Source organism: Pseudomonas alliivorans (assembly GCF_017826695.1).
Lineage (GTDB): Bacteria > Pseudomonadota > Gammaproteobacteria > Pseudomonadales > Pseudomonadaceae > Aquipseudomonas > Aquipseudomonas alliivorans.
Map to the genome: position 1 here is coordinate 85,630 of NZ_JAFFZW010000007.1, position 25,824 is coordinate 111,453.

The window sequence follows — 25,824 nt, forward strand, 5'->3', positions numbered from 1 at the left end:
GATTTTAACGGCAGAACGCCGTGGCACTGTGGGGCCTGCAGGTCATGAACCCTCGTCACCCAGCCGGGTGCGAGAGCTTTTCAGGAATCAGACTGGGGGCATTCTGATAAATCAAGCCAGGTCAGTCAGCACCCGCAGGAATCCCAGGCCCTGCTCACCCAGTTTCTGCCTGAAGAACAGCTCTGCGCCCGTCGCCACGCTGTGGTTGGCGCTGCGACAGAAGCGGTAGACCAGGTCGACAATCGCTTGCTCATCGGGCGCTTGCCGGGTGACCGGATCGCAGTGCACCAGCAGCAGACAGCGCAAGGCCAGAGTCCGCAGCGCCAGTGTGCATGCCCACTGACTCAGGCTTGTGCCGTAGTCCTGGCCATACGCGGTGGTCGAGATGAATGGAAAGCCGGTGCGGGACATCTCGGCGCAGACAAAGCGTTTCAAGACAGGCTCCAGGGTCTGCCCGGCCTGCCCGCCGGCCAGGTCCAGAAACTCGGTTTTAAGCCGCATGCCCTGAGGCTGATCACCTTGGGCCGGCGTGACGTCAACCGAGCGGATGACCTGCTCGCGCATCGCCTCTGTCACGCCTGGCCCGTTGAGCATCTGGATCAACACCACCATGACCGGATCGACATTCGGCGCCTCGCCCGAGCCGGCAGGCGTCTGGTAATCCATGATCAGCCCGGGCAGTGCGTAAAACCAGTCCTCACAGGCAATGTTTTCCAGCTTTAGCGCCAGGTCCAGCACCCTCAGCAAAGCGTGACGGGTGGTCTGCTGGCTCTGAAGCACCAGCTCGTTCAGTTGCTGAACGACAGCGGCGCGCTGCTCCGCATCGATGCCTGGGAAATCCTTGTCCGGATACGCAGAAAGCGTCCTGTCTTCCACCGTGACCTGCGCTGGCGCAAAGGGTGTCGCACTTTTGAGAACCAGCCGCACGATTTCGGGACAGCTCATACTGGCCGATCCGGTCAGCGCGCCGTTGATACGCCGGTACATGCGCGGATAGATTCGGCAGGTGTCGGAAAGCGCATCTTCGCCGTGGGTCGCATGAACGGAGCAGCGCCCGTTGTCGAACGCCACGCAGTCGCCGTCGGTCTTTTTCATCCAGGTGCCGCCGTCATCCTTGACTATCAGGTTAAGCAACTGGGGCAGTTTCTGATCCCAGAGTTCTACGGTCCTGGGCCCTACCGATACCGGCCAGACCTTGCAACAGTTGTCCTCGCAACGCTCGGCAAGGCATGAGAATTCTTTGACGAACTGAAAAGTGCTGACAGCCTGCTGAGCCATGATCGTGTCCTGGACGATGAGATGGCAATGGGTGGTCAGGCCGGGCAACTGGTTCCATGCCGCATGCTCTGAATGGCCGGAGGTTTCAGCGCAACAATGACTGCGTTAGCATGCACCGCTTGAACATCTGGCTGTGCAGACCCGCGATGGGAGATCGATGAAAAAGACTGCGTTATTCCTGCTCGCGCTGGCGATACACGCGACGGCTCAAGGGGCTGGCGATGCAGAAGCCGGGAAGGCGGTATTCACCCGTCTCTGCTCAGGCTGCCACAAGATCGGACCCGGTGCCCGCAGCGCCTTTGGCCCACCACTCAACGGCATCATCGGAAGCAAGGCAGGCCAGCATCCTGACTATGTGTACACGGACGCGATGAAAAACTCAGGCATCACCTGGACCCGCGAGCAACTCACCACCTACATCAAGGATCCGGGGGACGTCGTACCCGGCACGCGCATGAAGCTGTGGTGGATGGGTAACGACCAGCGTATGGAAGACCTGCTGGAATACCTCGACGCAAACAAATGACCCCCTGAAATGAAAAGCCCCCGAATCGCTTCGGGGGCCAGTACTTGTTCTGTCGGCTTATTTGTCAGATTCGTAGGGCGGGTAATCGTCCTGGGTGCCGTGCTCCTTGGCAGGCGTTTTCGCGGGCTTGACCGGGTCAACTTGCGGATCGCCGGCATCCGGTGATTCGGTATTGAAATCCGGTTTGTCGGTACTGTTGTCACTTGGCTTGTTGCCAGTCATAGACGCCTCCATAGGGTTAAACATACAACCTGTTCTTCAGAGGCTTGATTGGCTCAGGCGTGCGACGGGACTGACGAACGGAGCTGCCACGAACACTTTGCGCCGCGCACAAGGGCTGGTAGCCTTGCGCCACTCACGGAGGATGACGATGAAAAGGCTTTCAATGCTGCTCGCGATCACAGCGGCGGCGGGTTCAGGCATGGCGCACAGCGAGATCTTCAAATGCACGTCGGCGCAGGGCCATGTGAGCTACGCGGCCATCCCCTGCGAGGGCGCGGCAGAGACTGCGATTCAACGACCCGGTCCGCCGAAAATGCTGCGTCAGGGCGAACCCGTCGACCATGCCCACAAGGTCAATCTGAAGGCCACTGAATACCTGCAAGTCAGCGGCCGCGCCAAGGTCAATGTGTACGAAACGGAAAGCTATAAAGCTTTTCAAAGAAGTCATCTACCGCCGCCAGGCGTGCCCTCGCAATGTCAGAGTCCACGCTATGACAGTCAATGTTTTGATCCGTCGGGCGGCGCTTCATTCGCAAAACCCGGACTTGGCCATTGAGCCTTACTCAGCCCTGACCTCACTGATCTGCACGACTGGAATCAGGTCTGTGTAGTTGATGATGTCGGCATCGATCCGCTCCTGATGCGGCCCCATGCCAGCCTGGAATGCCTCAATCGAATCGCAGTAGATGTGGCACATGCCGATGTAGACCGGCGTGGAACCTGGCGTTGCACCGCCCAGCCCCTTGTCCACGCTGTAGCGTTTGCAGTGCTCGCCCATCAGGGACTGCACCAGCGGCATGTGCTGGTCGCGATAGTAGTCGTGGTCGAACCGGGCGCCTTCCTTGTAGGGATACAGCACGCTGACTTTGATCATGTCGATATTCTCCAGTTGGCAGGTAAAATTGCGTTGGCACTCTACCGCGATACACACGGCAAAGTGTTATGACACCACTGGCAGGTATTTCTCCCTTCCCGCACAATCACGCCGTTTGGCCGGCCTGCGATGCAACGGGTTACGGCCGCCCAGCCAGATCGAGGAACACCGCATGAACGCTCTTGAGTGGAACGAAGCCGCCCTGGCGAAATACCTCTCGACCCACCCCACGCTGAAAGATGAGATCAGCCAGCTCAGCGTGGCCGAACAGAAGCAGCAGCTTCAGTGGGCCTTCGAAGATGAAGCTGAAAGCCAGGGGATCGAGCCATGGGAACTGGCGCTGGAGCTGATCGCCGAATCACCGGAACAGCTCAAACAGATGCGTCTGGAAGCCCATGCGCAAGTTGCCGAGGCGCTGGGCATGGACTGGGACGAGTACTGCGAGCTTAACGATATTCAGGTGTAACCGGTGTTTCAGCAAAAATGAGTGACCCGCCAGTCAGCGCTTTACCTGTCCAGCGCGGGTGCGTAACGTCTGCTCACCTCAATAAAAAGGAATCGCGTCATGAGTGATCTGGTCTCGTACCACCTGGACGATGGCATCGCCACGCTGACCTTGAACAATGGCAAGGTCAACGCCATTTCCCCGGACGTCATCGCCGCGCTCAATGCCGCACTGGATCAATCCGAAAAGGATCGGGCGGTGGTGATCGTGACCGGTCAGCCCGGCATTCTCTCGGGTGGCTACGACTTGAAAGTCATGACGTCCAGCCCCGAAGCGGCCAGCAGTCTGGTCACGCAGGGCTCGACTCTGGCCCGACGCATGCTGTCGCACCCCTTCCCCATCATTGTCGCGTGCCCTGGCCATGCCATCGCCAAGGGCGCGTTTCTGCTGTTGTCGGCCGATTATCGTATCGGTGTCGAAGGGCCCTTCAATATCGGCCTGAACGAAGTGCAGATCGGCATGACCATGCACCACGCCGGGATCGAGCTGGCCCGTGATCGCCTGCGCAAATCGGCATTCAATCGCTCGGTGATCAACGCCGAAATCTTCAACCCTGAAGGTGCCATGCAGGCGGGCTTTCTGGATCAGGTGGTCAGCGTCGAAGCCTTGTCCGAGACAGCACGCACGGTTGCCACGCAGCTGAAGAAGATCAACATGAACGCCCACGGGAAGACTAAGCTCAAGACCCGAAAAGCGTTTCTGGACACCCTGGACGCGGCCATCGAACTGGACAAGAAGAGTTTTATTTGAGGCCACCGACAAGCCCGCGACTGCGGGCTTTAGTTTGCCGGCGAACTCATCCGCGTTTGATCAATCTGATCAGCTACTGCGCATTCCCTCTTGCGCCACAGCCACATTGAAGAAGCGATAGCACCATGGGCCGAGTTGTTGCAGCCGCGGTTTACAGCAAAGGCAAAAAAGTTACCGATATCACACTGGACGAAGGCGCAGCCTGGGCCGCCAAGCCCGGTCACTTTGTCTGGATCGGGCTGGAGCAACCCAATGCCCAGGAACTGACCAGCCTGAAGGAACAGTTCAACCTGCACGAACTGGCGCTGGAAGATGCGATGGAAGTTCACAGCCGCCCGAAGCTGGAGACCTTCGGCGATGCGCTGTTCATCGTGACTTACGCCCCGGTACGCGACAATGGCAAGTTGCTGTTCATCGAAACCCATATTTTCGCAGGCAAGGGCTATGTCATCACATCCCGCAATGGCCACTCCAAGTCATATGGATTGGTGCGCCAGCGTTGCGAAGCACGGCCGCTGCTGCTGGAACACGGTGAAGACTTTGTGCTGTATGCCTTGCTGGACTTCGTGACCGAGAACTATCAGCCGGTCACCGAAGCTATTCACGCTGAACTGGAAGTGCTGGAGCAGAACGTCCTGGGTGGGTCGTTGCGCGAAGCGGATATTCAGCACATTCACGCGTTGCGTCGGGATCTGCTGAGAATGCGGCGTTATGTGGCGCCAATGGTGGAAGTAGGCGAAGAGCTGCAGAAGCTTAGCTTCCCCTTCATCGACAAAAACATGCGGCCTTACTTTCGCGATGTCGAGATTCACGTCAAACGGCAGATGGAAGACCTGGGCAACCTGTGCGACATCGCCAGCCAGACCATCGAGATCGGCCTGCTGCTGGAGTCCTCACGACAAAGCATCGTGCAGCGCAAGTTTGCCGGCTGGGCAGCCATTCTGGCCTTTCCGACGGCGATTGCAGGCATTTACGGCATGAACTTCGAGAACATGCCCGAGCTGACCTGGCACTACGGTTACTTCATTGTGCTGGGCGTGATCGTCGGAGGATGTTCTGCGCTGTTTGCAAGTTTCAAACGGTCGGGTTGGCTGTAACACTGAAGGTCAATGCTCGGATATTGACGTGGGAGGCATGGTGAGGCCTCCCGCGGTCCTTCATTTGCTGAAAGAACTCAGCTTACACCGCCGCCGCATCCGGCTTGTGCGCCACGAATCGCATCATCCATTCGGCTACTGTCACGCCGTGGTGGTCGTGATCGAGACTGGCCACGCCCTTTTGATAGATCTGCTCACCCAGCGACTCCTGGCGGATGTCGAGCAGGGTCCGCGAGTAATCGTGAATGAACTCGGGGTGCCCCTGGAAACACAGCACCTGATGGTTGATGTGGTAGGCCGCAAACGGGCAGAAGTCGCTTGAAGCAATCACGGTGGCGTTGTCGGGCAAGGTGGTGACCTGATCCTGATGACTGATCAGCAGCGTCAGCTTGTCCACGGCTGGCGTCATCCAGGGCGCGGCGGGTGCCAGTTGGTAATGATGAATGCCCACGCCCCAGCCTTGAACGGCGCGCTCGGTCTTGCCGCCCAGCAATAGCGCCAGCAACTGATGACCGAAGCAGACACCCAAGAGCTTGTCGCCGCGCTCATACAACTTGAGCAGGTACGCTTTCAACACCTGAATCCACGGATCGCTGCCAAACGAATCGGCCTTGCTGCCGGTCACCAGATAGGCGTCGAAGCTGTCGTCTTCGGGAGGATAAATGCCCTGCATCACGTTATAGACTTCAAACTCTGCGGCAATCGGCTGACGAGCGAACAGCAGCTCGAACATGTGTCCGTAGCCCTGATACTGCTCGACCAGTTCCGGGCGCAAAATGTCGGTTTCCAGAATGCAGATGCGTAACGGCATATAAAAGGACCTGAAACGGTAGTGGGCGACAGCGCAAGCGAGCAGCCTGCCTTGACGGCCCCTGCAAATCAAGCGGCGCTTCGCAGACCTGACTACAACTGAAACGGTACAGCCACGCGCGAAGACAGAAAATGTCTACGCCTACCGCCCTCTGCAAACAAACAGCTATAACCTCTTAAACAGAGAATGTAAGAGCTTTCCGACCCGGACGAACGGTAGCAAGCCCGTCATCGGGCCTGAGGTGTCTAGTTAAGGGCTGTAAGCCGAACGACTCCCGCACTGATAACCAATTAATTGAAAAATGCCCGTTTAAATTCCCAACCGATCTAAAGCGCTGGGCACGGGACCTCTAAGGTTAAGTCTGTAACAGGACGGCGCAATAAAAAAACTGTTCTGCGTCAGGTTGCGGTCATTTGATCGAACCCGCCTGTTCAAGGCCTGCACCTTTGCCAGCTGCCGCATTACCGCTCATGTACCGGTCAGCTTTTGTCGCTCGGGAATAACAACAAAAGGCAGTCAGCCATGTTTAAACATTCGAAAGTACGTCAGGCGGGTCTTATCGTCTTCGCCACCACTCTTTTATTGATCCTGCCGAACCTGAATCGACTGTTCGGCTAGTCAACTTGCGCTATCGAACTGCGCGCAACTATGCCACTCTTCCCACTCGAATGAAGGGAGAAAGGCCCATGCGCCAATGGATCGCGTTGTTCGTTGCCCTGACAGGCAGCCTTGCCGTACAGGCGGGCGAAGTGGATCAGGCTGCAGCCGTTGCGGCGTTGAAGGAAGGCAAGCTGGCAATGGATGTGCGCAGCCAGACCGATTACGACGCCGGCACTGTACTGAACGCCGTACGCGTCGATCAGGTACGCCTGGTGAACCAGATGAAGCTGGTGCTCAATGACAGGAACGCTGTGTTCGTCATTTTCAGCAGTTCCAATGAAAAAGCCAGTAAAGCGCAGGACAAGCTGATGAAGGCGGGTTATTACAGTGTGATCAATGGCGGCAACTATGAAGAGTTGCACAACGCGTTGTATGACATTACGGATGACCCGGCGGAATAATATTCACATGCGTGAATAACCCGCTTGAACATCAGGCCGTGCACCGTGGTGAGTGTACGGCCTGATATCAGGATCAGGTATTCGGAATCATTGATGTTGTGTCTGACCTTGAGCTCTGGCCTTGGTTTTGGGCGCACTCACCATCGGCGACACCACTACCTTGGCGTGCATCTGCTCTGCCCCGCCTCCACGACGCATCCCGCGTACCGGACACGCATCGAGATAGTCCAGACCCACTGCCAGTTTCAAATGACGCTCGGGAATGGCCAGTTGATTGGTTACGTCGAAGCTGTACCACGCGTCATCAATCCAGGCTTCGGCCCATGCATGGCTGGACAGATGATCGCTGTCTTCGCTGCACAGGTAACCCGAAACATAACGCGCCGGCACGCCCAGAGTCCGGGCGCAGGCCAGAAAGGCATGAGTATGGTCCTGACAAACGCCGGAGCGTCCGGCGAACGCTTTAGCCGCGCTGGTATCGACCTCCGTCGCACCCTGCGTGTACGTCATGTGCTGATTCAACGCCTGCATCAGATCAATCAACGCAGTGCGGTCGACACGCTTGCCGCATTGCGCGGCCGCGAAGCTGCGAATGGCCTCATCCGGCTCGGTCAGGCGCGTCACGCGCAGGAACGGCAGCGGTGACTGGGTTTCGTGTTCGGCTTCACAGGACGCGTCGATTTCGACCTGCCCGCGCGCGCCGATGATGATCGATTCATGGGGCTCTTCAAGGCTCAGGACGTGCAGAATATTGCCGAACGGATCGACTTGTGCACGCGCTTCGCGTGGCAGCGTCAATTGCCAGCTGAGCACTTTCTGGCGCTCGCTGTCGTGAGGGGTCAGGCGCAGGTACTGGATACTGGAACGCACCTGATCATCATAGTGATAGGTGGTTTCGTGGCTAATTGAGAGTCTCATGCAGCCTCCAGGTACGAAGTGTGGATAGCATCACCCAATTGGGCGAGCATCGGAATGAATTCGTTGAGCCATTCATGCAGACCTTCATCCAGGATCTCGTCGATACTGGTGTAGCGCAAACGAGCATCCATCTCGGCCGCCATACGCTGGGCAGGCCGGCCGTTGACACCGGGCAGACTGGCAAGAATCAGGTCCATCTCTTCCAGACAGGCACGCAACGAGCGCGGAATGTCAGCGCGCAACAGCAACAGTTCGGCAACCTGGCGGGCACCCGGTGCGTCGCGATAAACCTCGGTATACGCCTCGAACGACGACAACGCACGTAACAACGCGCTCCACTGGTAATAACCGGCGGCGGAATTGTCAGCGGCGGCGTTGGCCTGAGGACCACGCAGTTCAAGCATTTCATAACGCGCGTCGAGCATGCGCATGGTGTTGTCAGCGCGCTCGATGAAGGTTCCGAGACGAATGAAGCGGAATGCGTCGTTGCGCATGATGGTGCCGTAGGTCGCGCCGCGAAACAGGTGCGAACGTTCCTTGACCCACTCACAGAAACGGCTCATGCCGTAACGCGTCAGGCCCTGTTGGGCAATGCCACGGATTTCCAGCCAGGTGGAGTTGATGTTCTCCCACATGTCGGCAGTGATCCGGCCGCGTACAGCGTGGGCACTGGCACGGGCCGCACCCAGACAGCTATAGATACTGGCAGGGTTGCTCGCATCCAGAGCGAAGAAATGCAGCATGCGCTCGGCGTGCAACTCGCCGTGCCGCTCGATATAGGTTTCCAGCGTGCCGGTGATCAACAACGGCATGGCTATTTCATCCAGCCCGTCGCCTCGCCCGTCCTGAGGCATCAACGACAGCGAATAGCTCACGTCCAGCATGCGGGCGAGGTTCTCCGCTCGCTCCAGGTAACGCGACATCCAGAAAAGATCCGAGGCAGTTCTACTTAACATTGGCAGGCATCCTTAATCCTCGACCACCCAGGTGTCTTTGGTTCCGCCACCCTGAGACGAATTCACCACCAGCGAGCCTTCACGCAAGGCCACTCGGGTGAGGCCGCCGGGCACAACGCGGGTTTCACGACCGGACAGAACAAAGGGGCGCAAATCGATATGGCGCGGGGCGATGCCGTTCTCAACAAACGTCGGACAGGTCGAAAGGCACAGTGTCGGTTGAGCGATGTACGCATGCGGCTTGGCTTTGAGACGCACCCGGAAGGCTTCGATCTCGGCGGCCGTGGCGGCAGGTCCGACCAGCATCCCGTACCCGCCGGAACCCTGGGTTTCCTTGACAACAAGGTCCTTCAGGTTGGCCAGCACATGGGACAGCTCTTCGGGCTTGCGGCATTGCCAGGTCGGTACGTTCTTGAGGATCGGCTCTTCGTCCAGATAGAAACGAATCATGTCGGTGACGTACGGATACACCGACTTGTCGTCCGCGACGCCAGTTCCGATGGCGTTGGCCAGCACCACGTTGCCAGAGCGATACGCCGCCAGCAGACCGGGCACGCCCAGCATCGAATCAGGATTGAAGGCCAGCGGATCGAGGAATGCATCGTCCAGACGACGGTAGATCACATCCACGGCCTTGGGGCCATCGGTGGTGCGCATGAAGACGCGATCATCACGCACGAACAGATCGGCACCCTCGACCAGCTCGACCCCCATCTCGCGGGCCAGGAAAGCATGTTCGAAGAACGCACTGTTGAAGCGCCCGGGCGTCAGCACCACCACACTCGGGTTATCCAGTGGACTGGAGCTTTTGAGCGTGTCCAGCAGCAGGTTCGGGTAATGATCGATGGGCGCAATGCGCTGTGCCGCAAACAGCTCGGGGAACAGGCGCATCATCATCTTGCGGTCTTCGAGCATGTAGCTCACGCCGCTGGGCGTGCGCAGGTTGTCCTCGAGCACGTAATAGGTGCCATCGCCATCACGGACCAGGTCGACGCCGGAGATGTGCGAATACAGGTCGCGGTGCAGATTCAGACCCTGCATCGCCAGCTGATATTGCTCGTTGGCCAGCACCTGTTCGGCAGGAATGATCCCGGCCTTGATGATGCGTTGGTCATGATAAAGGTCGGCAAGAAACATGTTCAGCGCCTTGACGCGCTGAATGCAGCCTCGCTCCACAACCCGCCATTCGCTGGCCGGAATGCTGCGGGGAATGGTATCGAACGGAATCAGCCGCTCGGTGCCCTGCTCATCACCATAGAGCGTGAACGTGATCCCGGCGCGATGAAACAGCAGATCGGCTTCACGCCTGCGTTGAGCCAGAAGCTCAGGGGGCGTATCGCCCAGCCAGCGGGCGAATTCCCGATAGTGCGGACGGACCAGACCGCCAGCATCGTACATCTCGTCATAAAAGGTGCGGATCATGCCGTACTCCTTGTCACCATGGACACCTTAAGCTTCGCAAGGCCCGTGCCACCGGCATAAACGCTTCAATATCAATACGTTAGATATAAATCCTGCAGGCTGCGCACCATTCCTGTGCGCCAAACGCCCCAGCTACCTCTTTCATGCGTCATTCGGAAGCGTCTTTGCGTCGCGAAATCTATGAGCAGCATAGTCAGAGTTGATTTCCGAACACGATATTAGTTCGCCACAATCGCCAGCAACCGAGCAAACAGGGCATCAAACGTCACTTTTGCCCTTGACCCCATTTCCCGGCGAGTACCACGCACCGTCATGTGCTCCCGACTGAACTTCCCTTTGAGCCACTCTCTTGAGTGGCTTTTTTTTGCGCACTGATAACAGCTTCGGACTTTACGCCGCCCTGGCGAGCGAGCTGCCCGTGAACAGCTCCTGCGCCAGATCGAATGCCCCCTGAAAACAGAACCGGCCGCCCCGGCAGGTTTCTCCAGGTCGGCCGGTCAGCCCACATGTTTAAATTCAGTTGCAGCGGATCAGGCGTGCAGCCTTCTGATCTCCTGTTTCACACCCCACCCTTCAACCTCCCCGTCCATTGGCGAAATGGCCATTTGAAAGTCTTGTTCAAAGTCACCGATACCGTCGTAGGTGGCGTACATCACCTTGCTCAATTGCAGGTGCCAGGCACCGTCGTCGCGCACATTGATCTGTGTATTAAGGGACTCACCACGAAATTTGTCTGCAGCCTGCCGCGCCCGTTCCTCGTCGGGAAAAATGGCATAGAACTCGATGGGATGAATTCGTGCGAAGTCAAAACCGCCTTCTTTCATGCGGCGCAGTACGTTACTGCTGATGTCCTCTTGATAGGCTGTGCTCATGAAACGTCCTCCTATGCAACGATAGATAGAGTTTCAACGCTTCCCGAGTGACCATCGAAAAGAAGGCCACCGCACGGCAGTTACTCCGACGTGGGGAATCAAGCATGTCGCTGACCGGACCTTGAACAGGCCGGGGATGGACCTGTGTCAGAGGCCGTCTTCACGGCCTCATTTGCAGAGTAGACCCATCAGGGGGCCATTGCCAAGTGATTGGCGCATCAAGATTTTTTTCAGATGGCTCAGTTCGTTTCTGTAATGGAAATGATCTGGACACTGTTATGGTCCTTGAGTGTCTTGACGGTCGGCTCATCGGTTCGACCTTCCAGGTCATTGAGATCCAACTCATCCGTGACGGGATACAAGTCCCTGCGCAACAGACGTGCAGCATCCTCTTCGCTGGGGCGTTCCTGCCACTGCACCTCACGACGTTGCTGCACACCATCCTTGTCCAGATACAAAATGGCCCACTGTTTCATCAATGCCTCCAGAATAAGCAAGCCAGGTACTCTGACTTACCTACTCTGGACCTTTCGCCGCGTCCATTCGTTCCAATGGATTGCGTGCGGAAAACGGACTCAAACGGATAACCAAAAAGGCCCTCGCAGTGGATGCCGAGGGCCTTCTTCGTTGCTGAAACGGTCAACTGCGCGTCTTGCCCCATTCACATCGGGCAAAGACGACAGCGGTCAGTTTCTATTCTTGCTGGCTTCCACGCCTGCGGTGTTGTCCAGCAGGCTCTTGGTCGCGGTTTGCAGGAAGCTTTCCAGCTTACGCTTGAGTTCCTCGGTGTCCGGAGCGTTGGGTACTTCTTCCGCGTGCGGCGTGGCGCCCAGCGTGTACGTCAGCAGCTTGGCCGGCATTTCGGTCGGTTCGATCAAAATACGGTTGCCGCTGATGATTGCCACCACCTGCTCGCTGCCCGACGGCTTGATCACGCCAAAGCCCTTGTCGCCTTCCGGCAGGTTGAGCAGATCGCGTCCCCAGCACTGATTACGCGTCTGACCACCCAGACGGCCCATGATGGTCGGTACGACGTCCACCTGAGTGCCGACAGTGCTGCTGCGCTGGCCGAACTTTTCCTGCACGCCCGGGCCGATCAACAACAGCGGCACATTGAAGCGGCCGAGGTCCATTTCGGTCAGTTGACGGTTGTTGCCAAAGCCGTGGTCACCCAATACGACGAACAGGGTGTTCTTGAAGTAAGGCTCTTTTTTGGCCTTCTCGAAGAACTGGCCCAGCGCCCAGTCGGAATAACGCATGGCCGTCAAATGCTCGTCCAGCGAACCATGGCCAGTCACACGCTCGACCGGCAGGTTTTCCGGCAAGGCATAAGGCGTGTGGTTGGACAGCGTCTGCAGGAGGGCATAGAACGGTTTGCCGTCCTGACGCGCCTTCAGCTCCTGGGCGCCGCGGTCAAACATGTCCTGGTCGGAAACGCCCCACGTCGGATCGGAGAACACCGGATTGACGAAGTCCTCGCGGCCGACAAAGTTGGTCATGCCCTGATTGCTGAAGAAGCCCGACTGGTTGTCCCAGGCAAAGTTGCCGTTGTAGACGTAGACGTCGTCGTAGTTGCGACCCGTGCTCAACAGCTGCGGCAGGCCCGACAGCTTGTGGCTGCCCTCTGGCGTCTGCATCAGGTATTCGAAACCTGGCAGGTTCGGGAAGCAGGCCATGGTGGCGAACATACCCTGATGGGTGTGAGTGCCGTTGGAGAAGAAGTGATCGAACAGCAGGCCTTCCTTGGACAGCCTGTCGAAGTTCGGCGTGATATTGGCATCGCTGCCCAGCGCACCGACCGAGTGACCGGCGAAGCTCTCCATGAGGATCACCACGACGTTACGGATCGGCAGGGTGTTTTCCGCAGGCGGCGTGAAATCACGACGTACTGCAGCAATGTCCGGCTCAACCAGCTTGTCATGGGACGTCAGCAGCATCTCGCGCACGGTCTGTTGCGCATCGGCCTGAGGCAGCGTGGCTTTCCAGACGTTATCGCGATCCTCGGACATGCGGCTCTTGGCAGCCGTGATCAAGGTCAGCGTACCGTTGAGGCCCAGTTGGTTGGCGAAATTCGATTCAGTGGTGTACGCATCCCCCCAACGCAGTGGCGGACCCTGGCGCAAGGTGCCACGGGCGCAGATCACGGCAACGATCAAGACCAGCAAGAAGACACCTGTGCGCATGTACCACGGCGCAATGGAGCGAGTGCCAGCACCGCCACCCGACAATGCATTGCGCGGGCGCGTGACGCGATCAATACCTTTGAACACCAGACTCAACAGCCAGGTGACTACGGCCCAGGCCAGCAGATAGCGCACGACCGGGAAGCCGTACCAAAGCATGCTCAGAACCGTCTTCGGGTCTTCCTTGACGTACTGGAACACCAGACCGTTCAGGCGTTGATGGAACTCACGGTAGAAGTCCATTTCCATCAGGCCAAGGAACAGCGTGATGCTGCCGACCAGGGTCAGCCAGAACCGGAAGAAGCCACGCGCTGCCATGGCCCGAGCGCTGAACAGCGACAGCATCAGCGGGATCAGCAGATAGACCGTCAGACGCAGGTCGAAACGCATGCCGTTGAACAGCGCCTCGATGAAGGTCGACGCAGGTGTGTCGCCAATCATCTCGCGGTTATAGACCAACAGACCGATACGCAGCAGCGTGTACATCACCATCAGGGCCAGGCCGCTGAGCAATGTATAAGCCAGATGTGATTTGACGGTCGGGTTTTGCAGGCGGGACAAGGCTTGCCGATGAATCTGGGCGTCCGTTTTGGCCATGGTTGTCAGGATCCGGTGGATTCAGGGTTGGGTTCAGACGTGCGACACCGGCGCTCCATCGAGTGAGCGGCAGGCTGCAAGGGGGGCAGATAGTACTTGATCGACAGGCGTTTGGGGCTCGTTCAGCGCGTCTTGTTCAGGGTCAGAGGCTATCTGCGCGTTCAGCGTCGCGCGCAATTCTGAGACAAGAGGTGTGAAAATTGTGTCGCGTCCCACACGGCAGGTATGACGTTTCAGGCGCTCAGGCCTGAAACGTCGGACGCCGGACTCAGTCGTTGCTCGGTTTCTTGATGGCACTGAGCACGTACTGCGGCAGCGCGAACGCGCCGATGTGCACGTCAGGGTTGTAATAGCGCGTAACAACGCCACTGCCTGCAAAACGCTGACGCAGGGTTTCCAGCGGCAACTTGCGGTACGCCTTGTCGGTGGCGCCCCAGGCAAAGGTCATGGCTCCGCCGATGTAGGTCGGAATGGCAGCCTGATAGAAATGCCAGTCAGCAAACAGGCCGTTCATGCGCCCGGCCGTGGTCTGTACACCGCTGAGCTGCATGAAAGGTGTGCCGTTCTGAGTGACCAGAATGCCGCCTTCGTTCAGGCAGCGATGGCAGGCCTGGTAGAAGTTTTCCGAAAACAGCACTTCTCCAGGACCTATCGGGTCGGTGGAGTCGGAGATGATCACATCGAACTTCTCTTCGGTGGTCGCCACGAAGCGCATGCCGTCGTCGATCACCAGATTCAGACGCGAATCCTCGAAAGCACCATTGGAGTGAGTCGGCAGGAATTCCTTGCACATCTCGACCACAGTGCCATCAATCTCGACCATGGTGATGTGCTCGACTGTCGAGTGCTTGGTCACTTCACGCAGCATGCCGCCGTCGCCGCCACCAATGATCAGTACACGCTTGGCTGCACCGTGAGCCAGGATCGGCACGTGGGTAAGCATTTCGTGGTAAATGAACTCATCGGCCTCGGTGGTCTGAATCACGCCGTCGAGCGCCATGACGCGACCCATGCGCGGGTTCTGGAAAATCACCAGGTGCTGGTGATCGGTGCGCACTTCGTGCAGCATTTTTTCGATACGAAAGCGCTGGCCGTAGCCTTCGTACAACGTTTCCTGATAATCACTCATGGGTAAGCTCCCGAAAAAAACAGATGACAGGACGGCCGACCGCCCGCAACAAAGGCGCGCATTCTACGTCGCGGAACATGACAGGTCGAACCTCTGTGCTCACAGCCCACAACGCAGGTGTCGCCCTTCCGGCCCCAGAAAGCAAAAAACGCCTGATTACTCACGTAATCAGGCGTCTTCGACCAGACCTGTGTGGCGTCAGATGCGCACGTTGCCACGCGGACCCGCGATGGCCCAGATGATCAGTCCCAATACAGGCAGCAGTACAATCAGCAGGATCCAGAGAATCTTCGCCCCGGTTTCCGCTCCGCTCTTCAACACATTGATGATGGCCCAGATATCGAGCGCCAGGATGATCAAACCGACCAGACCGTTGAAGGTGGAACCCATGGTGTTGCCCCTGATTGATTACTGATACTTCTAGGATGATCGTGCAGTTCGGGGGTTCCGTTGAACCAACTGCTTATTTTCAGGCTCCGAATTCAACAACCTGTTTGATCGTGTTCAGCTCGTGATTCTGGCTACCGGCCCATCAGCAAAAGGTACCGCTCTGCATGCAACCTTCCGCGCACCCAAGAACCCTGAGGGCGACCTGGCTCGCCCAGCTTCAAAGCAGCCCGCTGGTGAGCCTGGGCTTTATATTCGCTTCCGTGATCGTCGTGATCCTCGGAGCCATCAGCCTCTATAACGCTTTTTTCGGTACCAGCCAGACCAATTTTAATTACGCCTTGCTGGGCGGCACCGCGGGTTTCGCCGCGACGGCCCTTGGCGCAGTCATGGCAGTTGCTTTCCGTAACGTGGCGCAACGTACTCAGGACATCATGCTGGGCTTCGCAGCCGGCATGATGCTGGCAGCCAGCTCTTTCTCGTTGATTCTGCCGGGGCTTGAAGCCGCTCGGGAAATCACCGGCACCGGGCCGTTTGCGGCAGCGACGGTTGTGACCGGTCTGGCGCTGGGCGTGTTGTTGATGCTGGGCCTGGACAGGTTCACGCCACATGAACACGAAAGCGTGGGCCGTCAGGGGCCGCATTCGGAGCGTATCAATCGGGTCTGGCTGTTCGTGCTGGCGATCACCCTGCATAACCTGCCGGAAGGCATGGCGATCGGGGTGAGCTTCGCGGGCGGCGATATGAACGTCGGCCTGCCGCTCACCACGGCCATTGCTATTCAGGACATTCCAGAAGGCCTGGCGATAGCCCTGGCGTTGAGGGCGACGGGGCTTTCAGCGTTCAAAGCCATGCTGGTCGCCATCGGCTCGGGCCTTATGGAGCCGCTGGGCGCGCTGATCGGCCTGGGGATTTCCAGCGGCTTCGCCATTGCCTATCCGCTGAGCATGGGCCTGGCGGCGGGTGCGATGATCTTTGTGGTGTCACACGAAGTCATCCCGGAAACCCACCGCAATGGTCACCAGACATCGGCGACACTGGGGCTGATGGGCGGATTTGCGGTGATGATGTTTCTGGATACTGCGCTGGGTTAACCGCGCAACGCCTGCAGCGACGGTGCGGCATGAATGCCTGCCGTCGCTGCCAGTTCAAGCACACGTGCTTCATCCTTGCCGTAGACCAGCACCGCCTGCAATTCATCATCCAGCGGCTGGCTGAAATCCACCAGGGTATAGCCACCCATTTCCTTGTTCATGCTGCTCAGCTGGATCTGGATGCGGTTGAGCGCCACCAGCGGCTCTACCTTGCTCAGCTGTTTGGACTTGATGTTGAACGTCACATCCTTGCCAAACGACTGGACGATCTGTTCGAACAGGTCAGCGTAGGTATCGGCTTGAAACAGGACAGTCTCCGGCAAGCTGCCCACCACAACCCACTCACCCAACGGGATCGGAAAGCTGTCGTCATAGTTGATATCAGGATTGGCGGTCAGAAAAGCCTGCGGGTCGGCGTAGGCCTGAGCGGCTTCGTCAGCCACGCGCAGAATCTCTTCATCGCCCATGCACCCCGAACTGATTTTGCCGATTAATTCGGCGAGCGCGTCTTTCATGAGAAACATCCTGATTGCGGGCAAAAAAAGAGGCGCGAAGGATAGCGGGAAATCCTTCGCACCTCTATGCCCTCAGGCTGATAACAGCCGCAGGGTCCAGGTCAAACGGGCTGAACACCCAGATTGATCAGTTGCTCTGCTGTCCCGGTGGCCCCCATTGTCTGGGCGGCCGCGAGCGCATTCACACCCTTGGCATCGCGAACATGCGGGTCGGCACCCTTGCTGATCAGGTAGTCGACGATTTCCATCCGGTTGAACATTGCAGCCATCATCAGCGCAGTGCGTCCGTCGGCTGATGCCCCTTCCACTTCGGCGCCATTTTCCACCAGCAGCTTCACCACCGCGAGGTCGCCCTTGAAGGCCGCACCTGCAATCGGGCTCTGACCGTTGTCGTTGCGAATTTCCGGGTTGGCCTTGTGCTCAAGCAGCACACGAACTGCATCGAGATGGCCGTGATAGCTGGCCAGCATGAGCAAGGTGTCACCTTTATGGTTGCGCAGGTCTGCAGGAAGGCCTTTTTTCAGCAGACGCTCCAGCATCACTGCATCGCCCTGACGTGCAACGTTGAATACCTGTTCAGCGAACTCGGCAGTCTCTTCGTCAGTCATAGTCTTCGGTTGACTGGTATTTGAATCGGTCATCAATAACTCCTTGGCGCACGGTCATCCGGGAATCCGATGTACCCGGCAGCGGTAAACACACTGACCGCAAGTCTTGCCAGCTGTTCGATCAGGGTCAAGTCAGACCCTCGATTGAAAAAATACCGACTTGGTCCGCTTTCCAGCCATTTGGTTCCCCTCAAACGGCAAAATGCAGGATGCCCGACAGGCTTTCATGCAAAATGCACGAAGCCCTCGAAAAGCACTGTTTTTAAGCTATTGATTTTAAAGGAAAAAATTTAACGCCAAATGTGGCACAGACACTGCACTAGTACTTCCAAGCTTGTTATCCCATGAGCAATGGAGCCGCTAGACATGACTTTTATTCAAGAAAAATTCGCTTCCGTATTCTCCGACTACACCGTGACCACCCAGCCTCGTCCTGACGGCGGCGTGTTGTTGTCGCTGCGCAACGATGAAGGCAAACAGATCCGTCGCTCCGTGTCTTATGCACAACTGCACACTCCAGTTCAGCTGGAATGGGTAATCAGCGCAATTCGTCGTGATCTGGCCGCACAAGCCAGCGAGCTTCCGGCCATCTCGATGCTGCAAAGTCAGCACCGCTTCGATCTGCCGACTTACCATACGCGCTAATGTTTTCGCGTCACCGTGCCCCGGTGACGTCGTTGTACGCTCTCTCATCCCTTGTTCGCCGCGATTACATTTTTGTTCTCGCGGTTTTTTTTGCGTGCCAGGTTTTGACTGTCAGGTAATGAATCCTCGACACAGTGCCTCCCCCACCGCTTGAGCCCGATTGGCGACGCCCAGCTTGGAGTAGATGGTCTTCAGGTGATACTTCACCGTGGCTTCGGAGATCTCCCGAATCATTGAGATCTCCCAGGCAGTCTTTCCGTCCCTGGCCCACTGAAGAATCTCCAGTTCCTTGCGGGTGAGCCCTCTGGAACTGAACTGTAAGCCACGACCGACCCTATGCAGCACAGGCACCAGACTGGTGATCAGGTACTTGTCGTTCTGGGTGGTATTACGCTTCAGCCCCGCCAGCGTGAGGATTGACGTCACCCCGTCAACACCCCGGCAGTGGCTGGTGTAACCATATGAAAGCGCCGGTGCAAGGTCGCAGATATTGATTGTTTCTTCATACCAGGCAGGCGGAAGGTAATGCCTGATCGCATCGTCCAATGCCAGAAACCCGAGGTTGTTACGAAAATGACGGACCACCGGATCGTGGGAAATCATCTGCTGGCGACGGTAGGCTTCGCCCCAGACATCATTGACGTTGGACGTCACGAACGTCAGCAATTGCAAGTCCTTGACCTGGTAAAACATGGCCCGTTCACACTGGCACTCCTGCCTCAGCCATCGAAGGGCATTTTCGATCGCCGTCTGACCATCGATTTCAGTGATCGTACTGACCATCTGCTCTATCAATAAACCCATTGTCGCGTTGTCTGTCATGGCACTGCGCATCGTGGCCGCTCCCCTGCCCCGCTCGATGAAACCCGTGGTATTGGCTCGACGAGGGTTTGAAAACGCGAAAGTTACACGATAGAAAGCGACTGAAAACAACGCTTAAAACAAACAGGATTAACGCACTTACAGAAAGGCAGCTTCCCACTCAAGGGCAGGACGCTGCCGACAGAAATCGCCGGCGACAGCGTTCGAGGAGCTGTTATGACCAGGCAGCGGGGTCGATCAGCGCGAAGCTCGATACGTTTTCATGGCCTGCCAGAACGCCCTCGGCGCGCACCAGGCCACAGGTCACCATGCCAGCCGCCTGCGCCGCGTCCAGTTCTTCGACGATGTCTGACAGAAACAGAATCTCGCCCGCCTCGCAGCCGATGGCTTGCGTGATGGTGCGGTAGGACTGTGCGTCACGCTTGGGGCCGGACGTGGTATCGAAATAGCCGCTGAACAGACCGGAAAGATCACCCGCCTCAGAACAGCCGAAAATCAATTGCTGAGCCTGAATCGAACCCGAGGAATAGACGTACAGCCTGTAACCCTCCGCGTGCCAGCGCTTCAATGCTTCGACAGCGTCCGGGTAGACATGCCCCTTCAACTGCCCGGCGTTGTAGCCCTGCTCCCAGACCATGCCCTGCAGCGCCTTGAGCGGTGTGGCCTTGCGATCCTCGGCAATCCATTGCAAGAGAATCTCGATGACCCGTTCCACATCGGCCTGCGGCTCGCCACTGTCGGCACGCACGGCCTGCAATTGCTGTGCAACGGCAGGTTTGTCAGCGTTCTGGCGAACGAAATCCGGCAAGTGCTGTTTGGCGAACGGGAACAGCACGTCGAACACGAAACTCACCGCACTGGTGGTGCCTTCGATATCCGTGAGGATGGCTTTGATGGACATCAGGGTCTGGCTCCTCTAGAGCGGTACATAAGCAAACGGCGGACAGATCAGTCTTCAAGCCTTGGGAAACGGCCTGCGATGTCTTCACCGGTAAAGTTCGCAACCCAGCCTTCAGGGTTATTGAACAGGCGGATGGCGACGAAGTGCGGGTTTTCGCCCATGTCGAACCAGTGCTTCGTTCCGGCAGGCACGGAAATCAGGTCGTTCTTTTCGCACAGCACGGCGTACACGTAATCCTCGATGTGCAGCGTGAACAGACCTCTGCCGGCAACGAAAAAGCGCACTTCATCTTCGCCATGACGATGTTCTTCAAGAAACTTTGCGCGCAATTCGGCTTTTTGCGGGTGATCGCTGTTGAGGCTGATGACGTCCACGGTCACATAACCGTGCTCGGTCATCAATGCATCGATCTGGGTGCGGTAGGCGTGAATGACTTCTTCCTGAGAAGCACCCGGGGTGATCGGCGCGGCAGCTTCCCAACGCGCAAATGACACGCCCTGCTCGGCCAGGGTCGAGGTGATGTCTTCAAGGTGGGTCAGTACCTTGTTGGGCACATCAGGACTTGAAACGTGGTAAACGGACAGGCTGCTCATGGCATTGAATCCTCGGCTCGGGCTTGGCAAGGCCTTCCGGCTTTTACAGGCCGGTCAGGCATACACACGTGTTTAACGCGTGGCGGTCAACGGTTCAAGACCGTGCGCATCTTCAATTCACATTCAAAGAGAAATTCGAACGCCTCGATCTGACGCAGCGCATCGCTCATCTGCGCGCCCCAGGTGTAGAGCCCATGGCCGCGAATCAGGTAACCGGCGCAGTCAGGGTGGGCATCGAGCCAGGGCTGCACCTTCGCGGCCAGACGGGCGATGTCCTGATCATTGTCGAAAATCGGCACCACAACTTGCGATTCATGAGTCGCCACGCCCTGAAAGGCTTTCTGCAGTTCGTAATCCTCGAACACCAGGTGGTCGGCATCGGTCAGCCTGGACAGCACGGTCGCGTTCACGGAATGCGTGTGCAATACAGCACCGACCTGCGGCCTGCAATTGTACAACTGGGTATGCAGCAACGTTTCAGCGGATGGCTTCTTGCCGGGCTCCAGCGTGTTGCCGTGCAGATCGGTGGCCAGCACATCGTCAATGCCCAGTTGGCCCTTGTGCTTGCCGGACACTGTCAGCAGCGCCTCGCTGGCCGACAGCCGGACCGAATAGTTGCTGCTGGTGGCAGGCGACCAGCCGCGTCCATACAGAAACCGGCCGGCTTCGATGATCTGCTGCGCCAAGTGTTCGCGGGTCATACACCTTCCTCTTTCCTGGGTGTGACAATCATGATGGCTGCGGCCAGTGCCGCAAGGCTGGCGATGGCAAAGGTCCAGAGAGGCCCCAACGCATTCCAGCTGTAACCTGAGTACAACGCGCCCAATGCACCGCCGACGCCGGACAGTGCGGCATACAGCGCCTGACCCTGGCCTTGCTGACGCGGACCGAAGCTACGTTGCACGAAATGGATGGCAGCGGCGTGAAAGCTGCCGAAGGTCGCGGCGTGCATCACCTGAGCCACCAGCAAGACCGGCAGGTGTTCGGCAAATGCACCCAGCAGCAGCCACCGGACCGCCGCCAGCAGAAAACTGGCCAGCAACACCTGACGCACGGAAAAGCGCTGAAGAACGCGGCTCATCACCATGAACATTAGGACTTCAGCCACCACGCCCACTGACCACAGCACACCGATCAGGCTGCGACTGTAGCCCAGCGCCTCAAGATGCAGGGTCAGAAACGTGTAATACGGGCCATGGCTGAGCAGCATCAGCGCGACACTGAGGTAGAACGCCAGCACCCCGGGACGGGACAACTGCCGAAGAAAACCGCCCTCGTCCGACGGCCTTGATGAAACGGGCGGCTGCGCGTTGGGCACCCACCAACTGCTGATCGCGATGCCGGCCATGACCATCAGAAGCATGTGAGGGAAGAGGTCCAGGCTGAACCATTCGAGCAACCGCCCAAGCACCACCACCGCCAGAATGAAACCGATCGAGCCCCAAAGGCGGATCTGGCTGTATCGAGCGGTCTGGCCTTGCAGATGAGCGAGGGTAATCACCTCGAACTGCGGCAGAATCGCATGCCAGAAGAACGCGTACAGAGCCATGACCATCGCCAGCCAGGCATAGCTGTGATCCAGCAGGATAAGCGAGAACGCCAGCAGTGTGCAGACCGCGCCGAAGCGCACGATGGCCAGCCGCCGCCCGGTGTAGTCGCCGAGCCAGCCCCAGAGATTGGGCGCCACGCATCGCATCAGCATGGGAATGGCGATCAGTTCGCCGATCCGCGCGCTGGAAAACCCGAGGTGGTGCAGATACAGCGCCATGAAAGGCGCGGACGAGCCAAGCAAGGCGAAGTAACACAGATAGAAACCGGACAGCCGCCAGTAAGGAAGCCGCCCCTGGGGAAGTGGCGCCACGCTAGCGGTCCGCGACAGTGGCCACGCTCATTACAGCTGAGCCAGCACAGGCGTAGTGACGCTGACGTCGGCGTTCTGACCGCGATGACGCAGCAGATGGTCCAGCAGAACGATCGCCATCATGGCTTCGGCAATCGGCGTGGCACGAATACCGACGCAAGGGTCATGGCGGCCTTTTGTGATGACGTCCGCCGCGTTGCCATCGACATCGATGGAGCGGCCCGGCGTGGTGATGCTTGACGTCGGCTTGAGCGCCAGATGCGCAATGATCGGCTGGCCGGAAGAAATCCCGCCCAGAATGCCGCCGGCCTGATTGGACAGGAAACCTTCCGGTGTCATTTCGTCACGGTGCTCGGTACCACGTTGGGCGACGCAGTCGAAGCCTGCACCGATTTCCACACCCTTCACGGCATTGATGCTCATCAGCGCATGAGCCAGTTCGGCATCCAGACGGTCGAAGATCGGCTCGCCCAGCCCCGGCATGACGCCTTCGGCTACCACGGTGATCTTCGCGCCAACCGAATCCTGATCGCGACGCAACTGGTCCATGTAGGCTTCCAGTTCCGGCACCTTGTCAGGATCGGGACAGAAAAACGCGTTCTGCTCGACCGAATCCCAGGTCTTGAACGGAATCGGGATCGGACCCAATTGGCTCATGTAACCGCGAATGACAATGCCCTGGGTCGCCAGGTATTTCTTGGCGATGGCGCCTGCCGCCACACGCATGGCCGTTTCACGCGCCGAGCTGCGACCGCCGCCACGGTAATCGCGGACACCGTACTTGTGGTGATAGGTATAGTCGGCGTGCGCGGGCCGGAACAGGTCCTTGATGTTCGAGTAATCCTTGGACTTCTGATCGGTGTTGCGGATCAGCAGGCCGATGGAGGCACCGGTGGTCTTGCCTTCGAACACCCCGGAAAGAATCTCGACCTCGTCGGCTTCCTGGCGCTGCGTGGTGTGCCGGCTGGTGCCCGGCTTGCGGCGATCCAGATCGCGCTGCAGGTCCTGCAGGTCCAGCGCCAGACCGGGCGGGCAGCCGTCGACGATAGCGACCAGCGCCGGGCCATGGCTTTCGCCGGCGGTGGTGACAGTGAACAGCTTGCCGAAAGTGTTGCCGGACATGCGGGCGCTCCGAAAAATCAGCCAAAAAACCAGATCATTGAATCAAGCGCGCCAGTATACGCAGGCTCGCCGTACAGTTCATCCTCGAACCTTCCGTTACGGCGTGCGTCCAAGCGAGACCCTGCCCTATGATGGCCCTGCGATGTTATCTGGTAATTCTTCGATGAAAGCTTCAAACATGCTGCGCCTGCTGGTCCTGCCGATGACATTGATACTCAGCCTGTTTGCCGCAACGGTCAGCGCAGCCACCCCCAACGTCGTGCAACGCCCCATGAACGTGGACACCGGAAACGGCAAGCTTTACGGCACGCTGCTGATGCCACGCGCAGACAGGCCGGTGCCTGTCGTGCTGATCATTGCAGGCTCCGGCCCCACCGACCGGGATGGCAATAACCCTGAAGGCGGACGCAACGACAGCATGAAGCGTCTGGCGGTCTTCCTCGCCACCCACGGCATCGCCAGCGTGCGTTATGACAAACGCGGCGTGGCGGCCAGCAAGGCGGTGACCCCCGATGAGCGCGACCTGAGTGTCGAACGTTACGTGGCCGACGTGCAGTTGTGGGTCAGAGCGATCCGCGCCAACCCGCGCCTCGGTCAACTTATTTTGCTGGGTCACAGCGAAGGTGCGCTGGTGGCGGCCCTTGCCGCCGAGAAAGCCGACGCTGCCGCAGTGATATCGGTTGCTGGCACCGGTCGCCCGGTGGATCAGGTGCTGCGCGAACAATTTCAGGAGCGCCTGCCCCCCGAGCTGTTACAGCGCAGCAACCAACTGCTGGACGAGCTGAAGGCGGGCAAGACCGATGACAAGGTGCCGCAGGAACTCGAAGTGGTGTTCAGACCGAGTGTGCAGCCTTATCTGATATCGCTGTTTCGGCAGGACCCTACCGCCGCCTTTGGTTCGCTGACAATGCCTGCGTTGATCGTTCAGGGTAGAAACGACATTCAGGTAGGCGTGGGCGATGCGTTGCTGCTTCAGAAAGCCAAACCGGATGCCGAACTGGCGCTGATCGAGGGCATGAATCACGTGTTGCGCATTGTTCCTGACAATCTGGAGCAACAACTGCTGTCCTATCGCAATCCCACTCAACCGCTGGCCAGGCAGGTTACGGCCCGCATTCTGCGCTTCATCCAGGCTTTGCCGCCTGCCTGACGGAAGATTTGACGCCAGTAATCTGTAAACCCGCCGTCTGGCCCTTCAGTCTGGGCAAACACTGCCGATAGCGGAATGCTGGCTTTGTGTTTGCTGCACAACGCCATGGAAAGGACCGCCTCCATGACTGATACCGCCATGACCGAAACCGTTGCTGCACCCGACAGCGCAGAAGCCGCTGCGCCCACACCACCCCAGCCGTGGGAAGACGTGGTGCCGGAAAACTTCCAGATGCTGCGCCTGTCGCCGTTGCCCACCGACCGTGCCACGGGTGGGCGACCGCTGCGTTTCGTTCAGTTCGGGCGCGCCGAGCGTCACAGCAAGGAACTGAGCCTGCTGCGCATCAACATTCAGTTGCCCGGCCAGCGCGTGCGCAAGGAACAGAACAATCTGGATATCTGGGTGGACCATGAAAAACGCATGGTGCGCTTCGGTCCTGAGTCGGGCCTGCAGATCGAGCCCTGGAACCGCGGCATCGGGCGTTTTCTGATCGCACATGGCGTGCACTGGGCGCAACGCAAATGGTCTTCGTACAAGATCGAAAGCGTCGCGCTGGCGAGCAAGGACGGCCTCAACGAGGACACGCGCCTGCGTCGCGACCACTTTTTGCGCACGCTGGGTTTCGAGGTGGTTTACGCCGACGCCCAGCACATGAAAGGCAGCATCAAGGACGTGCACGTTGGCAATCTGCACAGCACCTGGAACAACGACAAGGTGCAGATCATCGAGATTCTCGAAGCTTCGCACATGCTGGAGAAAGCCGAGAAAAACCTGTTGGAGCAGGAAGTCACCATTCGCCAGCATGAAGACCGGGTCGGCAAGTACAAGCGCGAAGACAGCAGCCTGCGTTTCACGATTGCCTGCCTGGTGACATTTGCGGTGTTTCAGGCGGGCCTGCTGATCTGGATCGCGACCCACCGTTGAT

General features: G+C 58.3%; 30 protein-coding genes. 10 read left to right on the top strand and 20 right to left on the bottom strand.

Going from position 1 to position 25,824, the window contains the following annotated elements:
- Positions 1 to 111 precede the first annotated feature (111 nt).
- A complete protein-coding gene (fliB, locus tag JTJ32_RS18320; RefSeq protein WP_210042882.1) occupies positions 112 to 1,278 on the bottom strand; it encodes a flagellin lysine-N-methylase in 1,167 nt (388 codons plus the stop codon).
- Between the two features lie 157 nt (positions 1,279 to 1,435).
- On the opposite strand from fliB, the gene JTJ32_RS18325 reads away from it, so the two are divergent.
- Positions 1,436 to 1,804 carry a c-type cytochrome gene (locus JTJ32_RS18325; protein WP_099228960.1) on the top strand — a complete coding sequence of 123 codons (369 nt, stop codon included), beginning with the start codon at positions 1,436 to 1,438 and terminating at the stop codon, positions 1,802 to 1,804.
- A 57-nt stretch (positions 1,805 to 1,861) separates the two neighbouring features.
- Here the strand turns inward: JTJ32_RS18325 and JTJ32_RS18330 are convergent, their stop codons facing one another.
- Positions 1,862 to 2,026: a DUF6021 family protein gene (locus JTJ32_RS18330; protein ID WP_184323224.1), complete on the bottom strand. Its 165-nt coding sequence runs from the start codon at positions 2,024 to 2,026 to the stop codon at positions 1,862 to 1,864.
- Between the two features lie 148 nt (positions 2,027 to 2,174).
- Here JTJ32_RS18330 and JTJ32_RS18335 point away from each other — a divergent pair, with 148 nt between their 5' ends.
- A complete protein-coding gene (locus tag JTJ32_RS18335; protein ID WP_210042997.1) occupies positions 2,175 to 2,582 on the top strand; it encodes a DUF4124 domain-containing protein in 408 nt (135 codons plus the stop codon).
- Positions 2,583 to 2,585: 3 nt separating this feature from the next.
- On the opposite strand, the gene JTJ32_RS18340 is transcribed toward JTJ32_RS18335, so the two are convergent.
- Positions 2,586 to 2,900: an EthD family reductase gene (locus JTJ32_RS18340; RefSeq protein WP_099228963.1), complete on the bottom strand. Its 315-nt coding sequence runs from the start codon at positions 2,898 to 2,900 to the stop codon at positions 2,586 to 2,588.
- Positions 2,901 to 3,072: 172 nt separating this feature from the next.
- Here JTJ32_RS18340 and JTJ32_RS18345 point away from each other — a divergent pair, with 172 nt between their 5' ends.
- The 3 genes from JTJ32_RS18345 (at position 3,073) to JTJ32_RS18355 (ending at position 5,252) form a co-directional block, all read left to right on the top strand.
- Entirely contained in the window at positions 3,073 to 3,366 is a 294-nt protein-coding gene (locus tag JTJ32_RS18345) for a DUF6388 family protein (RefSeq protein ID WP_099228964.1), read from the top strand.
- Positions 3,367 to 3,465: 99 nt separating this feature from the next.
- On the top strand, positions 3,466 to 4,155 hold the full coding sequence (locus JTJ32_RS18350; RefSeq protein ID WP_210042884.1) for a crotonase/enoyl-CoA hydratase family protein: 690 nt from the start codon (positions 3,466 to 3,468) through the stop codon (positions 4,153 to 4,155).
- 125 nt (positions 4,156 to 4,280) lie between these two features.
- The gene (locus tag JTJ32_RS18355; RefSeq protein ID WP_099228966.1) at positions 4,281 to 5,252 is read left to right on the top strand and encodes a magnesium and cobalt transport protein CorA; all 972 of its coding nucleotides are present in this window, start codon (positions 4,281 to 4,283) and stop codon (positions 5,250 to 5,252) included.
- An 82-nt stretch (positions 5,253 to 5,334) separates the two neighbouring features.
- Here the strand turns inward: JTJ32_RS18355 and JTJ32_RS18360 are convergent, their stop codons facing one another.
- The gene (locus JTJ32_RS18360) at positions 5,335 to 6,063 is read right to left on the bottom strand and encodes an amidotransferase (protein WP_099228967.1); all 729 of its coding nucleotides are present in this window, start codon (positions 6,061 to 6,063) and stop codon (positions 5,335 to 5,337) included.
- Positions 6,064 to 6,749: 686 nt separating this feature from the next.
- Between JTJ32_RS18360 and JTJ32_RS18365 the strand changes: the two genes are divergently transcribed.
- Positions 6,750 to 7,124 carry a rhodanese-like domain-containing protein gene (locus JTJ32_RS18365; RefSeq protein WP_099228968.1) on the top strand — a complete coding sequence of 125 codons (375 nt, stop codon included), beginning with the start codon at positions 6,750 to 6,752 and terminating at the stop codon, positions 7,122 to 7,124.
- An 87-nt stretch (positions 7,125 to 7,211) separates the two neighbouring features.
- Here the strand turns inward: JTJ32_RS18365 and JTJ32_RS18370 are convergent, their stop codons facing one another.
- From JTJ32_RS18370 to JTJ32_RS18405, 8 genes are all read right to left on the bottom strand, one after another.
- Entirely contained in the window at positions 7,212 to 8,042 is an 831-nt protein-coding gene (locus JTJ32_RS18370; protein WP_210042886.1) for a transglutaminase family protein, read from the bottom strand.
- Positions 8,039 to 8,998 carry an alpha-E domain-containing protein gene (locus tag JTJ32_RS18375; RefSeq protein WP_004880946.1) on the bottom strand — a complete coding sequence of 320 codons (960 nt, stop codon included), beginning with the start codon at positions 8,996 to 8,998 and terminating at the stop codon, positions 8,039 to 8,041. The genes JTJ32_RS18370 and JTJ32_RS18375 overlap by 4 nt, the downstream gene beginning before the upstream one ends.
- A gap of 12 nt (positions 8,999 to 9,010) precedes the next feature.
- Positions 9,011 to 10,420 (bottom strand): circularly permuted type 2 ATP-grasp protein, encoded by a 1,410-nt coding sequence (locus JTJ32_RS18380; protein ID WP_099228970.1) that lies wholly within the window; start codon positions 10,418 to 10,420, stop codon positions 9,011 to 9,013.
- A 530-nt stretch (positions 10,421 to 10,950) separates the two neighbouring features.
- A complete protein-coding gene (locus JTJ32_RS18385; protein ID WP_122419010.1) occupies positions 10,951 to 11,292 on the bottom strand; it encodes a ribonuclease E inhibitor RraB in 342 nt (113 codons plus the stop codon).
- Between the two features lie 239 nt (positions 11,293 to 11,531).
- On the bottom strand, positions 11,532 to 11,768 hold the full coding sequence (locus tag JTJ32_RS18390; RefSeq protein WP_099228971.1) for a hypothetical protein: 237 nt from the start codon (positions 11,766 to 11,768) through the stop codon (positions 11,532 to 11,534).
- Between the two features lie 210 nt (positions 11,769 to 11,978).
- Complete coding sequence (locus JTJ32_RS18395) at positions 11,979 to 14,072, bottom strand: LTA synthase family protein (RefSeq protein ID WP_210042888.1); 2,094 nt, start codon at positions 14,070 to 14,072, stop codon at positions 11,979 to 11,981.
- A 268-nt stretch (positions 14,073 to 14,340) separates the two neighbouring features.
- Positions 14,341 to 15,201 carry a polyamine aminopropyltransferase gene (gene speE, locus JTJ32_RS18400; protein WP_099228973.1) on the bottom strand — a complete coding sequence of 287 codons (861 nt, stop codon included), beginning with the start codon at positions 15,199 to 15,201 and terminating at the stop codon, positions 14,341 to 14,343.
- Between the two features lie 198 nt (positions 15,202 to 15,399).
- Positions 15,400 to 15,591, bottom strand: a complete 192-nt coding sequence (locus JTJ32_RS18405) for a PLDc N-terminal domain-containing protein (protein ID WP_057408127.1) — start codon at positions 15,589 to 15,591, stop codon at positions 15,400 to 15,402.
- Between the two features lie 164 nt (positions 15,592 to 15,755).
- On the opposite strand from JTJ32_RS18405, the gene JTJ32_RS18410 reads away from it, so the two are divergent.
- Entirely contained in the window at positions 15,756 to 16,682 is a 927-nt protein-coding gene (locus JTJ32_RS18410) for a ZIP family metal transporter (RefSeq protein WP_210042889.1), read from the top strand.
- Here the strand turns inward: JTJ32_RS18410 and JTJ32_RS18415 are convergent.
- Together JTJ32_RS18415 and JTJ32_RS18420 are read right to left on the bottom strand one after the other, a co-directional pair.
- Positions 16,679 to 17,197, bottom strand: a complete 519-nt coding sequence (locus JTJ32_RS18415; RefSeq protein ID WP_099228975.1) for a hypothetical protein — start codon at positions 17,195 to 17,197, stop codon at positions 16,679 to 16,681. The genes JTJ32_RS18410 and JTJ32_RS18415 overlap by 4 nt on opposite strands.
- Positions 17,198 to 17,298: 101 nt before the next feature.
- Entirely contained in the window at positions 17,299 to 17,838 is a 540-nt protein-coding gene (locus JTJ32_RS18420) for an ankyrin repeat domain-containing protein (RefSeq protein WP_004880928.1), read from the bottom strand.
- Between the two features lie 333 nt (positions 17,839 to 18,171).
- Here JTJ32_RS18420 and JTJ32_RS18425 point away from each other — a divergent pair, with 333 nt between their 5' ends.
- Complete coding sequence (locus JTJ32_RS18425) at positions 18,172 to 18,450, top strand: DUF3509 domain-containing protein (RefSeq protein WP_024688140.1); 279 nt, start codon at positions 18,172 to 18,174, stop codon at positions 18,448 to 18,450.
- 111 nt (positions 18,451 to 18,561) lie between these two features.
- On the opposite strand, the gene JTJ32_RS18430 is transcribed toward JTJ32_RS18425, so the two are convergent.
- From JTJ32_RS18430 to aroC, 6 genes are all read right to left on the bottom strand, one after another.
- A complete protein-coding gene (locus JTJ32_RS18430; protein ID WP_210042891.1) occupies positions 18,562 to 19,284 on the bottom strand; it encodes a helix-turn-helix transcriptional regulator in 723 nt (240 codons plus the stop codon).
- A gap of 202 nt (positions 19,285 to 19,486) precedes the next feature.
- Entirely contained in the window at positions 19,487 to 20,173 is a 687-nt protein-coding gene (mtnC, locus tag JTJ32_RS18435) for an acireductone synthase (protein WP_210042893.1), read from the bottom strand.
- A 47-nt stretch (positions 20,174 to 20,220) separates the two neighbouring features.
- Positions 20,221 to 20,766, bottom strand: coding sequence for a 1,2-dihydroxy-3-keto-5-methylthiopentene dioxygenase (locus tag JTJ32_RS18440; protein WP_184323218.1), 546 nt, complete (start codon positions 20,764 to 20,766; stop codon positions 20,221 to 20,223).
- An 86-nt stretch (positions 20,767 to 20,852) separates the two neighbouring features.
- Entirely contained in the window at positions 20,853 to 21,467 is a 615-nt protein-coding gene (locus JTJ32_RS18445) for a methylthioribulose 1-phosphate dehydratase (RefSeq protein ID WP_210042895.1), read from the bottom strand.
- Positions 21,464 to 22,627, bottom strand: coding sequence for an MFS transporter (locus tag JTJ32_RS18450; RefSeq protein WP_210042897.1), 1,164 nt, complete (start codon positions 22,625 to 22,627; stop codon positions 21,464 to 21,466). Before JTJ32_RS18450 ends, JTJ32_RS18445 begins: the two co-directional genes overlap by 4 nt.
- 30 nt (positions 22,628 to 22,657) lie before the next feature.
- Positions 22,658 to 23,749, bottom strand: coding sequence for a chorismate synthase (aroC, locus tag JTJ32_RS18455; protein WP_099228981.1), 1,092 nt, complete (start codon positions 23,747 to 23,749; stop codon positions 22,658 to 22,660).
- Between the two features lie 142 nt (positions 23,750 to 23,891).
- Between aroC and JTJ32_RS18460 the strand changes: the two genes are divergently transcribed.
- A complete protein-coding gene (locus tag JTJ32_RS18460; protein WP_210042899.1) occupies positions 23,892 to 24,899 on the top strand; it encodes an alpha/beta hydrolase in 1,008 nt (335 codons plus the stop codon).
- A gap of 123 nt (positions 24,900 to 25,022) precedes the next feature.
- Positions 25,023 to 25,823, top strand: a complete 801-nt coding sequence (locus tag JTJ32_RS18465) for a hypothetical protein (protein ID WP_099228983.1) — start codon at positions 25,023 to 25,025, stop codon at positions 25,821 to 25,823.
- The last annotated feature ends 1 nt before the right edge of the window (position 25,824 follow it).

Coding starts and splice junctions, on each gene's coding strand:
- fliB (WP_210042882.1), bottom strand. CDS start 1,278: ATGGCTCAGCAGGCTGTCAGCACTTTTCAGTTCGTCAAAGAATTCTCA.
- JTJ32_RS18325 (WP_099228960.1), top strand. CDS start 1,436: ATGAAAAAGACTGCGTTATTCCTGCTCGCGCTGGCGATACACGCGACG.
- JTJ32_RS18330 (WP_184323224.1), bottom strand. CDS start 2,026: ATGACTGGCAACAAGCCAAGTGACAACAGTACCGACAAACCGGATTTC.
- JTJ32_RS18335 (WP_210042997.1), top strand. CDS start 2,175: ATGAAAAGGCTTTCAATGCTGCTCGCGATCACAGCGGCGGCGGGTTCA.
- JTJ32_RS18340 (WP_099228963.1), bottom strand. CDS start 2,900: ATGATCAAAGTCAGCGTGCTGTATCCCTACAAGGAAGGCGCCCGGTTC.
- JTJ32_RS18345 (WP_099228964.1), top strand. CDS start 3,073: ATGAACGCTCTTGAGTGGAACGAAGCCGCCCTGGCGAAATACCTCTCG.
- JTJ32_RS18350 (WP_210042884.1), top strand. CDS start 3,466: ATGAGTGATCTGGTCTCGTACCACCTGGACGATGGCATCGCCACGCTG.
- JTJ32_RS18355 (WP_099228966.1), top strand. CDS start 4,281: ATGGGCCGAGTTGTTGCAGCCGCGGTTTACAGCAAAGGCAAAAAAGTT.
- JTJ32_RS18360 (WP_099228967.1), bottom strand. CDS start 6,063: ATGCCGTTACGCATCTGCATTCTGGAAACCGACATTTTGCGCCCGGAA.
- JTJ32_RS18365 (WP_099228968.1), top strand. CDS start 6,750: ATGCGCCAATGGATCGCGTTGTTCGTTGCCCTGACAGGCAGCCTTGCC.
- JTJ32_RS18370 (WP_210042886.1), bottom strand. CDS start 8,042: ATGAGACTCTCAATTAGCCACGAAACCACCTATCACTATGATGATCAG.
- JTJ32_RS18375 (WP_004880946.1), bottom strand. CDS start 8,998: ATGTTAAGTAGAACTGCCTCGGATCTTTTCTGGATGTCGCGTTACCTG.
- JTJ32_RS18380 (WP_099228970.1), bottom strand. CDS start 10,420: ATGATCCGCACCTTTTATGACGAGATGTACGATGCTGGCGGTCTGGTC.
- JTJ32_RS18385 (WP_122419010.1), bottom strand. CDS start 11,292: ATGAGCACAGCCTATCAAGAGGACATCAGCAGTAACGTACTGCGCCGC.
- JTJ32_RS18390 (WP_099228971.1), bottom strand. CDS start 11,768: ATGAAACAGTGGGCCATTTTGTATCTGGACAAGGATGGTGTGCAGCAA.
- JTJ32_RS18395 (WP_210042888.1), bottom strand. CDS start 14,072: ATGGCCAAAACGGACGCCCAGATTCATCGGCAAGCCTTGTCCCGCCTG.
- speE (WP_099228973.1), bottom strand. CDS start 15,201: ATGAGTGATTATCAGGAAACGTTGTACGAAGGCTACGGCCAGCGCTTT.
- JTJ32_RS18405 (WP_057408127.1), bottom strand. CDS start 15,591: ATGGGTTCCACCTTCAACGGTCTGGTCGGTTTGATCATCCTGGCGCTC.
- JTJ32_RS18410 (WP_210042889.1), top strand. CDS start 15,756: ATGCAACCTTCCGCGCACCCAAGAACCCTGAGGGCGACCTGGCTCGCC.
- JTJ32_RS18415 (WP_099228975.1), bottom strand. CDS start 17,197: ATGAAAGACGCGCTCGCCGAATTAATCGGCAAAATCAGTTCGGGGTGC.
- JTJ32_RS18420 (WP_004880928.1), bottom strand. CDS start 17,838: ATGACCGATTCAAATACCAGTCAACCGAAGACTATGACTGACGAAGAG.
- JTJ32_RS18425 (WP_024688140.1), top strand. CDS start 18,172: ATGACTTTTATTCAAGAAAAATTCGCTTCCGTATTCTCCGACTACACC.
- JTJ32_RS18430 (WP_210042891.1), bottom strand. CDS start 19,284: ATGCGCAGTGCCATGACAGACAACGCGACAATGGGTTTATTGATAGAG.
- mtnC (WP_210042893.1), bottom strand. CDS start 20,173: ATGTCCATCAAAGCCATCCTCACGGATATCGAAGGCACCACCAGTGCG.
- JTJ32_RS18440 (WP_184323218.1), bottom strand. CDS start 20,766: ATGAGCAGCCTGTCCGTTTACCACGTTTCAAGTCCTGATGTGCCCAAC.
- JTJ32_RS18445 (WP_210042895.1), bottom strand. CDS start 21,467: ATGACCCGCGAACACTTGGCGCAGCAGATCATCGAAGCCGGCCGGTTT.
- aroC (WP_099228981.1), bottom strand. CDS start 23,749: ATGTCCGGCAACACTTTCGGCAAGCTGTTCACTGTCACCACCGCCGGC.
- JTJ32_RS18460 (WP_210042899.1), top strand. CDS start 23,892: ATGTTATCTGGTAATTCTTCGATGAAAGCTTCAAACATGCTGCGCCTG.
- JTJ32_RS18465 (WP_099228983.1), top strand. CDS start 25,023: ATGACTGATACCGCCATGACCGAAACCGTTGCTGCACCCGACAGCGCA.